A 9543-nucleotide genomic window follows, 5' to 3' on the forward strand; every position below is an offset into this window, starting at 1 on the left:
TGCTCCTGCTCAACGACGGTGTCGGTCATCTCTGGCGTCTCCTTGATCATCAGATCCGCCGTTGATTAGACACTCCCCGCAGGTCAACGCGTCACATGACTACCGGACACGGACACGAGTCACGGCTGTAGTACCGGGTGGCGCATCGTGATTTCGAGGCGCCCGACGCTCACGGTGGGAATGGTCAGCGGTTGATGGACTGGATCTCCTGGACTGTGACGGCCTGGTCGCTGCCGAAGGTGCCGTTGGGGAGGTCGCCGCCGGCGCCGCCGGTTCCTGTCCAGGTGATTTCCCACGTGATCGTGGCCTGGAGGTTGAAGGTGCCGTCGCCGGAGGAGCGGAGGCTGCCGGGACTCGTACCCCGTGGAGTGGATGCGGGTCGGGCCTACGTCGATGCCGAGCGTCGCCAGGTACGCGGCCCGGCGGCGTTCTCGTTGGCGGCGGTGTTCGTCGGTGTCCAGGAAGGTCATCAGGGCGTCGAGACGCTCATCGAGGAGGTGGTCCTTGGCCTCGTCCGCCTTGTCGTCGCCGTACTCGATGGACTCCGGAAGGCTGAGGAGGAGGTCCAGACTGTCCAGCCGTAGGCCGTGGTTGACGACTTCGATGTCGCCGTAGAGCGGGTCGGTGCAGCCATCCGCATCGCCCACGCCTCCCCGGGGCTGGCCTCGCTCTGCTTGGTCCGGGCCGGAGTGTCCTCCTGCTGACTCGTTGTGCGGGTGGTGAAGTTCTGTACCCCCTGTGAGCTTCGGGAGAGGGGAGCGGGGTGGTTCTTCAGCTCGATTGCCTTTCCCTTTACGATGGCGTTGCGTGTTGGAGGGGATCGACTGTGTCCCGGTTCAGGGCCTTCCGGTCGACAGGGGAAACGGGAGGCGTCAGGCGTATGAGTGGGGTCACATTCGAGCTGCAGCGAGCGCCATCCGTCAAAGGGGCCCGGGGTGAGGTTCTGTCGTGGGCCGGGGACGTCGGTGGGCTCGGCCGTATCGAGCTCGCCTTTCCGACTGAGCACAGTGACTATCCGTCGGAGTACCGCGAGGTCGCGGTGAGCGGGGAGAGCTTCCCGCTCGTCACCTACCTCGGACTGGGCTTTCTGCAGCGGCCTCTACTCGCCAGAGGGGAACTGCAGGTCGACTGGGATCCGGCCGACCTATCCAGGAACGTGTGGTTGCCCGGCCGGAACCTGCGCGCTCTGCGGATCCGGGTCAAGGGGCGTGAATACTCGTATGCCCAGTGGGGCGGCAGGCGTGATCATGAACTGAAGCGTCCCGGAGTCGGCGTACGCATGAGGCGTTCCAGCTGGACGAAGCCGCGCACCATCTCGGGGAGGTGTCTGGGTGAGGCCGATGCGCTCGACGTCAGCATCGCGCTTGTCCTTGAGGGTGTGTACACCTGGAACCTTTCGACCTTCGGCGCAGTCGTATCATTGCCCGGCCGTTTCGTAAACCGGTTCGATTCACTTTGATCTGAGGGGGAAACTCAGAAATGCCTTCCATCGACGTAGCCCGACGCCGTATCCGGCTCTCCGACTCCCATGTCAGTGTGCTGGGACTTCTCGTCGAGGAAGGGGGGATTCCCGACGAACTAGCACAGGCACGAGGCCAGTTGCGGGCGGTGGGGATTCTTGAGGCCGAGGACAAGATCTCGGGTGAGCTCTATCCCCTGGTCTCCACGCTTATGGAGCCGCGAATCATCGCACGGGTGGAGGTGAACGGGCCGCAGGGCACCACTCAGAACGGTGCAGTCGTCGGCGACGACTTCATCTTCACGCACGAGAACTGGCCCGGAGAGGCGGAGTCGGAGTATGCGCCCGTGGAGCCCGAGTTCTTGGTCTGGGCCCTTGCCAGGATGGTGGATCTGCACCGGGACTTCACCGACGAGGCCGACTCGGGCGAGGTGATCGTTTCGACCATGGGTGCGTTCGATGCCGTGGCCGCCAGGATGGAGGCAGCGCAGCCCGAGGAGGCCGTGGCCGAGGGGACGGGTGCTCCGGCTCGGTTGGCCGAGGTGCTGTCCCAGCTGAACTGCATGTGGCGCATCACGGTGGCCTGGCAGGGGGCGCATGCACCGGGGAACGGGCTGGCCGTATCGGCGCTCGCGGTCTGGGACTGCGGGCTTGAGGGGTACTGGCTGCGGGAGTTGCCTGCGGAGCCGGTGGCCGAGGGACAGGTGGACAACAGCAGCGATTTGAGGCTGCGGCGCACCTCGGCCAAGGAACTCTGGCAGCTGATCACTGATCTGCTCCCGGACGGGGCGCGACTCGCCTCTGCACCGCAGCCCCAGCCTGCCTCCTGAGGCCGTTCGCGTATGCCGGCGGCGGTCTGACAGGCGGCACTGTCCTGTCGCTGTCTTCCGGCACCAGTCCTTGTACACGGCGCTGCACATGATGACGGGGAAAGAATGAGCGACAGTTCCAAGCGCATGGCCAATCCGGAGGACGTGGAGCACTTGGCCAAGCTGTTCGACGGCAAGGGCCATATGCGGGACAAACTGGACGAGGCCTTCACTCGGGCGTCCCGGTTGGGTGTGACCGACAAGCTTGCCGCCCTCAAGCCCATGCGGAACTGGACCGACGACACGGCGGTCGACCTTCGCAGGCGTGCGGCCATTCTGCGGGCCGACAAGGGTGACCCCAAGGCCGCCGCGCTGTATGCGGGGTTCACGCCGGAGGAGTTGAAGGGCGCGAACCTTCCGCCCGACGCCATGCTGATCGCGAACGCCTCCGTCGCGAACGGCGACAAGTTCGACACCAAGTGGCTGGAGCGGCAGAACGGCGAGACGCTCTCGGACTGGATCCAGCGCATCAAGGGTGATGCCGTCGCCAAGGTCACGGGTGACAAGAACCTTGGGGAAGTGGTCGGGGATTACATCGAGCTGACGGCGATGGTCTCCACGGTTCCGCAGGCCTTCAAGATGACGGTGGTCGGCACGCTCCATCTGATCAAACATTTCAAGAGCCTCAAGCTTGCCCCTGGGCGGGTTGAATTCCTGAAGGCTCCAGGGACCACGCTCGCTCAGCTCTTGAAGGGGCAGGCGTCATCCCGTCTCATTCCTGCACGTGTCAAAGCCCTGGCCGCAAGCATTGGGTCACGTACCCCTGCGCCGATCCTTGATGCCCTGACTGGAAAGGACAGTCTCGCTGCACTTTCCGGGAGGCAGTGGGCCTGGGAAGCGAATCTGCTCAAGGTCGGCAAGAACGCCGGTGCCTTGAGCAGGGCGACCGGAGCGAGCCGACTGAGCGCCTTCGCATCGGGAGCCGGTACGGCGCTGCGTACGGCCGGCTGGTGGCGTGCGGCCGGCGTCGGCGGCAGCGCGGTGTCCACGGTGATCGGTGCTGTCGACCTGGTACAGGAAGGGAACCCTGTCGATGCCTTCAAGCGCGACAAGGCCGGGTACGTGGCGAAGGTTTCCGGAGTGGCCTTTAACGCATCCCTGACGGCTGCAATGGTGGCGCCCAACCCGGTCACGATCGGCGCGGCCGTGGTCACGGGGGCCGTCTATGGTGTCGCGACGATCGTTGACAACTGGGACACCGTTAAAAAGTTCCCCGGAAAGGTCGCGGACGCCGGCGCTTGGGCAGGAAAGAAGATCAGCGAAGGGGCTGGAAAAATCGCCGACGGCGCGAAGGCGCTGGGCAGTGCTCTCAACCCATTTGACTGATCCTTTGTTACGGAAGAAGTTAGGGTAGGGGAATGTCCCAGTTTTCGTTCGAGCTACAGAGGCACACGAACACCGTCACTTCGCGGGAACAGGCCCGCGTGACCTTTTGGCGCGGTGCCGTAGGTCAGCTGGGGCTGGTCGAATTGATCGTGCCTGCGCTGGAAGTCGTAGCCGTGTCCGAACCTGCAGGGACCATCGGTGCCATGGTGACCGGCGAGAACATTCCGATGTCCTCCTACAAGAGTCTTCGGTACGGTGGGCTGCCCCGCCTGGCCGAGGGGAAGTTGAGCGTGGCCGGGCAGCACGCGTCCTTCATTCGGAAGACCCTTCGGGTGAGCAGAGGCGCCCGGGCGTTGAAGATCTGGGCCGTGGGGCGGGAGTACCGGTACCGGGAGGAGAGGAATCGACGGCATCACGTTCTGGAGCGCCCGGAATCGCGGATCGCCATGGTCCGTTCCCAGGCGTCGGATCCGAAGAGTATCTCTGGGACTGCATACGGTGCTGTGGACTCGGTGGACATCAGCCTCGCGATCCTCTTCGAGGGCGTGTACACACGCAATCTGTCGTTTCGTGGCGCGCTGATCTCGGCTCCGGGGAGGTTCTTGGACGGGGTGGCCTCACTCTGAGCCCCTGATCCGGTGAGGCAAGGCCTACGAGTTCTGGTGCTGGGCAGTCGTAACGTGCAGCAGGGCCGCGAGGAAGGCCGTGCGGTCGCGAGTGGCGATGGAGAACCGCTCGCCCTGCCTGGTGCGGATCACGACAGTGTCCATGCCCATCGGAACGCCCCAGCCACCGCCAACGAGCCGGGGAGCGCCATGATCGACGGCGCGCAGGCCAGGCACCGGCGCGTCGACCGTGGCCAGTGACCTGGCGTACCGCTGGGCAACCGCGGGGGCATCGTTGGAGGCTGCCTGGACGGAGGCGGGGTCGATGTCCGCGAGAGGGATGCGCTCGCGGCCGACTCGCAGGGTTCGGGCGTCGATCTGGATCCGGTGGTAGATGAACTTTGAGATCGGGATCGCCAGGCAGGGCAACAGCAGTAGAAGGAACAGCGCGCTCAGGCCGAACCAGAGGCCGAACTCGTCGGGGATCGTGTCGATTCCCATGTATCCGATGCCGACCAGATAGATGGCGATGCAGGTGCCGGACCAGGTCTTGGGCATCTTCTCGGTGTAATGCATGTTCCCTTCCGAGAACTGGGCAGCCTGAGTAGAGACACGGGTTGGGGATTCAGCGGTTGATGGACTGGATCTCTTGGACGGTGACGGCCTGGTCGTTGCCGAAGGTGCCGTTGGGGAGGTCGCCGCCGGCTCCGCCAGTGCCAGCCCAGGTGATTTCCCAAGTGACGGTGGCCCGGAGCCTGAAGGTGCCGTCGCCAGAGGAGCGCAGGTACTTGAGGCCGCACGGGGGCGTTTCGTCGGCCTTGCCCTTGGCGTAAGGCTCGCCAATGGAGCCGTCCGCGTTGATGGCGCACTCGCCGGAGGCCGGGTAGGTCTCGGCGTCCGTCGTACCGGGTTCGAGCTTCAGGGAGACTGGCTTCGCGGTGGTCGTTGCCTGGATGTTGAGACCAGAGGCATTGAGCGATGCCGTTACGGAGACCTCTTTGAACGTTGCCTTGTCGAGCCAGGCCCAGGTGGGGAGGTTGACTTTGGTGACGTTCTCGGGCGCGAGGGCGGCCTCGGTGTCCGGGAGTTGGATGGCGTTGTAGGCGGCTTCGGCGAGGATCTGAGGGGTCACAGCCTGTTCGACGTCAGGGGTGTCGCCGTTGTCGACCCAGAAGGGCAGCTCGTCGCATTCCATGCTGGCGGGGTCGTCCATGCGGTCGGGGTTCTGGACTGCGACCCACCAATTGCCCTCGTCGGCCTTTTCCTTGTTGTAGTCCTTGTACTCGCCGTCCTTGTACATGTCCCGAAACTGGCCGACCGCGGTTTTGGCGTAGCTGTGCTGGCCAGGGGTGTTGATGGTCTCGTCGTACATCGTCTCGACGTACTTGCTGAACTCCGCGACGGAACGGGGTTCGTACCAACACGCGGGCGGAGTCCAGTCGGTGACGGGCCGCACTGCTGTGCCGCCGCCACTCGACCGCACTGAGCCCGAGTACGTCACCTTGGAGGTCAGCGTGCCGTCGTCGGAGCCTCCGGACTGCTGCGTATCGCCCTGTGAGCCCTTACTCGGTGGCCAGTCCGCGGAGGCGGTGCCCGGGAGGGCGGCGACCAGAGCTCCGGCGACCACGCCGGCGAGGGCAAAGCGCCTGAGGGAGATCACGGCGTGCACGACTTGTGGCCCCTTTCAGAAGTGAGCTTCGCGGTCTGCCAGATGCCCTGTTCGTTTTTCTCCAGGCGGGTGCTGTAGAGCACGTATGACTTGGCGGTGACCTCGGTCTTGTAGACCTTCTCGGACTTGCGGTCCTTTGCGTAAGCCTTGCCTTGGTCCTCGCAGTAGACGACGCCGGCCGAGGCAGAGTCGAAGACGTCGATCTTGGCGTTGTAATAGCGGTTCGTGCCGGTGATCGTGTAGCCGTCCTTCACGATGGAGGCGACCCAGTCCTGTGCCTCGGCGAGGGCGGTACCGCTGTAGTAGAAGCTGAGTGCCGGCAGTTCGGCGTCGCCCTGGGTGATGGCGTAGTTGGTTGCGTCGATCCGCTCGGCGACATCCGTGAGAACCACGTCCTTGGTCGGGTCTCCGGTCTTCCAGCTTTCGAAGGTGTCGGTGAGGTCCTTCGGCAGAGTGATCGTGGGGCGGTCGACGGAGCCGCTCGGACTCGGTGAAGCGGACGTCTTCTGATCGCCGGTGTCGGCTCCGGCGATCTTGTCGTTGTCGCTGGACTTGTCATCCCCGCTGCCGCAAGCCGTCAGTAGCAAGGCTGCGGTTACGGCCAGCGCGGCAGCGGCGGGCAGAGTGCGGCGCTTCACAGTGGGACTCCCCGTGAGACAGAAGTTGAGCCAAGAGCACTGACGCTATCGGTGGGGTTCCCGGTTTCGCCACAGCGAACTATCCAGAGAATCAGGGCAATTCTGGATGAGTGTATCGTCTGCGCTGGTGTTATGTGGCCGGAATGTGTTCAAACAGGCAGCGGCGCCGAACGCGCTGACCTCCGCGTCCGGAGCCGCTGTTGCTGCGAGGTTCCGTTTTGCTACTGCCGTGTTGTGCCCCTAAGGCATGCGCTCGCCGGTCGTGGTCTCAGCCTCGTACCGGCCCCCGGTCTCAACTGCTTCTGTGTCGATCTTGTCGGCGCAGCGGGATCGACGGCCGGCGGATTCCAGGACTTCGAGTACGTCCGGCATGGGCGGGTAGTGCACGGCGCACTCCGGGCAGGCGTAGACGTTGAAGCCGGGGCCTGTTGAGGCGTGGACCTCGTGAACCAGGACAGGTTCTTCCGTGGTGCGCTGGCAGCGGGCGCACATCCGCAAGGTGGGGCGCGTCATTGAGTGGCTGCCGGAACTCGTACGCCGTGGATGTGCTTCGGGCCCACGTCGATGCCGAGCGTCGCCAGGTACGCGGCCCGGCGGCGTTCTCGTTGGCGGCGGTGTTCGTCGGTGTCCAGGACGGAGGGGCGTACAAGACGGGAGGCGTTGCCGTCCAGGAGTTCCGTGAAGCGGGGCGGTGGGCTCGGCGTGAAGCGGAGGGGTGGTTCTGCCCCGAGGCGGTGGCGGCCTCGGGGACGCGGTGTGCAGATGCTCAGCATCCAGGTCAGGAGTCGGAGAGTAAGGTCCAGCATGTCGACGCTCCTTCGAAGCGTTGGCCATGCCCCGGGACGGCTTCCACCCGTCGCCGGGGTCTGTCATTGGAACCGTAGGGCTGCATGGGAGTGCATGTCTACCCATATGGGCTGAGAGAGGCCTCTATGAAGTGATGCTGGGCCCTACGTACAGTTCGCTTGTGTTCGAATTCGATCCCACGAGGCCCAAGTGGCAGCAGATCGCAGAGGTGATCCGGCAGAGGATCGCCAGTGGCGAGTACCCCGTTCGCGGCTTGATCTCCGAGGTGAAACTGGAGCAGGAGTTCGGAGTCGCCCGCGAAACCGTGCGCAAGGCCACCGCCGCCCTGCGCGAAGAAGGGCTGATCATTACGACGCGGGGCATGGGTTCGTTCGTCGCGTCCCCCCAGGCTGACGCACTCGCAGACGGCGAAGGCCAGCAGTAGAAAGCCCGGCCCGCTCGTCCCCGGCCAGCCATAATGCCCGTAGGAGGTGAGCTCCCGTGTCCATCATGAGCGACCTGATCGAGCGGGGCGGTATCCCTGAGGGCTTCAAGGTCGAGGTCTTCGACGGAAGGGTGATCATGACCCCGCAGAGTCCTGAGCAGCATTGGACTGTCAGGGATGTCGAGAGTGCGGTCTCGGCTGCGGGCATCGCTCGCGAGCGTGTCTTCGGGGATGTGCTCATCACCTTTCCCGGCGAGAACGACGCCGCGCCAGACCTGACGGTCGTCGGCTTCGACGCCGAGCGTCGGAAGAACAGCTACTCCTGCCTGGACGTGCTGGCAGTGGTCGAGGTCCCGTCCGAACCGGAGGATGAGAAGGACTACGTTCGGAACGTTCAGAAGTACGGACGCTTCGGGATCGACTTCTACCTGATCGCCGACCCGTTCAAGAAGACGGTCACGCTGATGTCGGAGCCGCATGCCTCCGGCTATGAGCGAGTCGTCGAGATTCCCTATGGTCAGCCGGTCGCCTTCACTCTGGCCACCGGGGAGCGCGTGAAGATCGACACCAGCACGTTTCCCACGCGTGACGTGGGCCAAGGGTGACTTAGTCACGCGCCCGAGGCAGCTCGCGGGGTTGGAGCCGCTCAGACCACCGCCGCCCTCGGGGGTCACGTCGTCCGACCTCAGGGGTTGAAGATCGCCAGGGACCGGGCCAGATCCTCGATGTCCTCGGCGGCCTGCAGAATGCGCGCGGTGTCCTCTGTGGCGGTCCAGATCACGACGTCGGCACCGTACTCCTCGACCCGCCACGCGTAGCGCACACAGGCGAGCAGGCGGGATGATCCTTCCTCGGTCACATAGCGGAATGCCGTCAGGCCTTCACCCAGGTAATCGGATTTGAAGCGCTTGACGATGGGGGTTCGACCGCCTGCGGATCGTCAGCCATTGTCAGAGCGCGCAGTGTCTCCTCGCGTGGTCCCGAGGCCGGTCCGATTGCCGCGCATACAGGCAGGGGCAGGTCGGTCGGCTGATCGAGGTGCAGAAAGAGCCAATGATCCGATCCCGGCGGGGAAAATGACTGCGCACAGCGCTCAAGCGTGCCGGCGACGAAGTCGACGCCGTTCGGGCCTCGGTCGAGTTCACGGTCGTCCCACAGGTCCTCGGCCTCTGCACGGCACCAGGCGGCGATGTCGACCCACGCCTCGAACGGTTTTTCCTCGTCGGACCGGGGAGGGAGCACCGTCCAGGGATAGAGATCGATGTGCTCGATATCGAGAATGGCGAAGAAGTCGTTCATCCATGGCTCCAGCGGAGTGTGGCCATCACGGCGTCGAACCATTCGACAAGCGCTTCGGCCAGTTCGTCCCTCGGATCACCGCCGCCCACGGTCGAGAAGGCCGCGACGAACCATCGGTCGGGGTCGTCCGGTACGGACACGATGTATTCCACCCGGTGTGAGGCGACGTCGACACCCTTGTCCGGGCCCGCCGGGACGATGTGTTCGCCGCGCACGGCGAGGGCGCCGTCAACCTGCCCCGGGCTCAGGTCGGCGTCCTCGACACCGTTCTCGGACAGCAGTTGTACGGCGATATCCGTCGGGGCGCCGTGTGCGTCCGCCGCATTGCCGCGGTCCGGCAGGAGGCTATCGGCGTCAGCGGTTGACTGCTTGGATTTCCTGGACGGTGACGGCCTGGTCGTTGCCGAAGGTGCCGTTGGGGAGGTCGCCGCCGGCTTCGCCGGTGCC

Annotated in this window: 14 protein-coding genes and 1 pseudogene; 7 read left to right on the forward strand and 8 right to left on the reverse strand. The window is 64.8% G+C overall.

Annotation, left to right across the window (positions count from 1 at the left end; genetic code table 11):
* Positions 1-194: 194 nt before the first annotated feature.
* The 5 genes from RMT89_RS39025 (at position 195) to RMT89_RS39045 (ending at position 4280) form a co-directional block, all read left to right on the forward strand.
* Positions 195-584 (forward strand): hypothetical protein, encoded by a 390-nt coding sequence (locus RMT89_RS39025; RefSeq protein ID WP_315888503.1) that lies wholly within the window; start codon positions 195-197, stop codon positions 582-584.
* Between the two features lie 296 nt (positions 585-880).
* Complete coding sequence (locus RMT89_RS39030) at positions 881-1459, forward strand: hypothetical protein (RefSeq protein WP_315888504.1); 579 nt, start codon at positions 881-883, stop codon at positions 1457-1459.
* Positions 1460-1479: 20 nt separating this feature from the next.
* Positions 1480-2289: a hypothetical protein gene (locus RMT89_RS39035; RefSeq protein WP_315888505.1), complete on the forward strand. Its 810-nt coding sequence runs from the start codon at positions 1480-1482 to the stop codon at positions 2287-2289.
* 105 nt (positions 2290-2394) lie between these two features.
* Positions 2395-3654, forward strand: coding sequence for a mucin-2 (locus RMT89_RS39040; protein ID WP_315888506.1), 1260 nt, complete (start codon positions 2395-2397; stop codon positions 3652-3654).
* A gap of 203 nt (positions 3655-3857) precedes the next feature.
* On the forward strand, positions 3858-4280 hold the full coding sequence (locus tag RMT89_RS39045) for a hypothetical protein (protein ID WP_315888507.1): 423 nt from the start codon (positions 3858-3860) through the stop codon (positions 4278-4280).
* A gap of 24 nt (positions 4281-4304) precedes the next feature.
* Here RMT89_RS39045 and RMT89_RS39050 read toward each other — a convergent pair whose 3' ends face one another.
* The 5 genes from RMT89_RS39050 to RMT89_RS39070 form a co-directional block, all read right to left on the reverse strand.
* A complete protein-coding gene (locus RMT89_RS39050; RefSeq protein ID WP_315888508.1) occupies positions 4305-4817 on the reverse strand; it encodes a hypothetical protein in 513 nt (170 codons plus the stop codon).
* Between the two features lie 67 nt (positions 4818-4884).
* Positions 4885-5928 (reverse strand): hypothetical protein, encoded by a 1044-nt coding sequence (locus RMT89_RS39055; RefSeq protein WP_315888509.1) that lies wholly within the window; start codon positions 5926-5928, stop codon positions 4885-4887.
* Positions 5916-6566: a hypothetical protein gene (locus RMT89_RS39060; RefSeq protein WP_315888510.1), complete on the reverse strand. Its 651-nt coding sequence runs from the start codon at positions 6564-6566 to the stop codon at positions 5916-5918. The genes RMT89_RS39055 and RMT89_RS39060 overlap by 13 nt, the downstream gene beginning before the upstream one ends.
* A 240-nt stretch (positions 6567-6806) precedes the next feature.
* Positions 6807-7079, reverse strand: a complete 273-nt coding sequence (locus RMT89_RS39065; protein WP_315888511.1) for a hypothetical protein — start codon at positions 7077-7079, stop codon at positions 6807-6809.
* Entirely contained in the window at positions 7076-7372 is a 297-nt protein-coding gene (locus tag RMT89_RS39070) for a hypothetical protein (protein WP_315888512.1), read from the reverse strand. The genes RMT89_RS39065 and RMT89_RS39070 overlap by 4 nt, the downstream gene beginning before the upstream one ends.
* 161 nt (positions 7373-7533) lie before the next feature.
* On the opposite strand from RMT89_RS39070, the gene RMT89_RS39075 reads away from it, so the two are divergent.
* Both RMT89_RS39075 and RMT89_RS39080 read left to right on the forward strand, forming a co-directional pair.
* Positions 7534-7797, forward strand: a complete 264-nt coding sequence (locus RMT89_RS39075) for a GntR family transcriptional regulator (RefSeq protein ID WP_315888513.1) — start codon at positions 7534-7536, stop codon at positions 7795-7797.
* 65 nt (positions 7798-7862) lie between these two features.
* A complete protein-coding gene (locus tag RMT89_RS39080; protein ID WP_315888514.1) occupies positions 7863-8402 on the forward strand; it encodes a Uma2 family endonuclease in 540 nt (179 codons plus the stop codon).
* Between the two features lie 80 nt (positions 8403-8482).
* Here RMT89_RS39080 and RMT89_RS39085 read toward each other — a convergent pair whose 3' ends face one another.
* From RMT89_RS39085 to RMT89_RS39095, 3 genes and pseudogenes are all read right to left on the reverse strand, one after another.
* Positions 8483-8656, reverse strand: coding sequence for a hypothetical protein (locus RMT89_RS39085; RefSeq protein ID WP_315888515.1), 174 nt, complete (start codon positions 8654-8656; stop codon positions 8483-8485).
* Between the two features lie 14 nt (positions 8657-8670).
* On the reverse strand, positions 8671-9096 hold the full coding sequence (locus RMT89_RS39090; protein WP_315888516.1) for a hypothetical protein: 426 nt from the start codon (positions 9094-9096) through the stop codon (positions 8671-8673).
* Positions 9093-9543: pseudogene (locus RMT89_RS39095) on the reverse strand (hypothetical protein); the annotation flags it as partial. The gene RMT89_RS39090 and the pseudogene RMT89_RS39095, both read right to left, overlap by 4 nt.

It is taken from the genome of Streptomyces sp. P17 (assembly GCF_032436805.1).
Lineage (GTDB): Bacteria > Actinomycetota > Actinomycetes > Streptomycetales > Streptomycetaceae > Streptomyces.

Bases quoted from the DNA above. Each gene is read 5' to 3' on its own strand.
- RMT89_RS39025 (WP_315888503.1), top strand. From the start codon at position 195: ATGGACTGGATCTCCTGGACTGTGACGGCCTGGTCGCTGCCGAAGGTG.
- RMT89_RS39030 (WP_315888504.1), top strand. From the start codon at position 881: ATGAGTGGGGTCACATTCGAGCTGCAGCGAGCGCCATCCGTCAAAGGG.
- RMT89_RS39035 (WP_315888505.1), top strand. From the start codon at position 1,480: ATGCCTTCCATCGACGTAGCCCGACGCCGTATCCGGCTCTCCGACTCC.
- RMT89_RS39040 (WP_315888506.1), top strand. From the start codon at position 2,395: ATGAGCGACAGTTCCAAGCGCATGGCCAATCCGGAGGACGTGGAGCAC.
- RMT89_RS39045 (WP_315888507.1), top strand. From the start codon at position 3,858: ATGGTGACCGGCGAGAACATTCCGATGTCCTCCTACAAGAGTCTTCGG.
- RMT89_RS39050 (WP_315888508.1), bottom strand. From the start codon at position 4,817: ATGCCCAAGACCTGGTCCGGCACCTGCATCGCCATCTATCTGGTCGGC.
- RMT89_RS39065 (WP_315888511.1), bottom strand. From the start codon at position 7,079: ATGACGCGCCCCACCTTGCGGATGTGCGCCCGCTGCCAGCGCACCACG.
- RMT89_RS39070 (WP_315888512.1), bottom strand. From the start codon at position 7,372: ATGCTGGACCTTACTCTCCGACTCCTGACCTGGATGCTGAGCATCTGC.
- RMT89_RS39080 (WP_315888514.1), top strand. From the start codon at position 7,863: ATGAGCGACCTGATCGAGCGGGGCGGTATCCCTGAGGGCTTCAAGGTC.
- RMT89_RS39090 (WP_315888516.1), bottom strand. From the start codon at position 9,096: ATGAACGACTTCTTCGCCATTCTCGATATCGAGCACATCGATCTCTAT.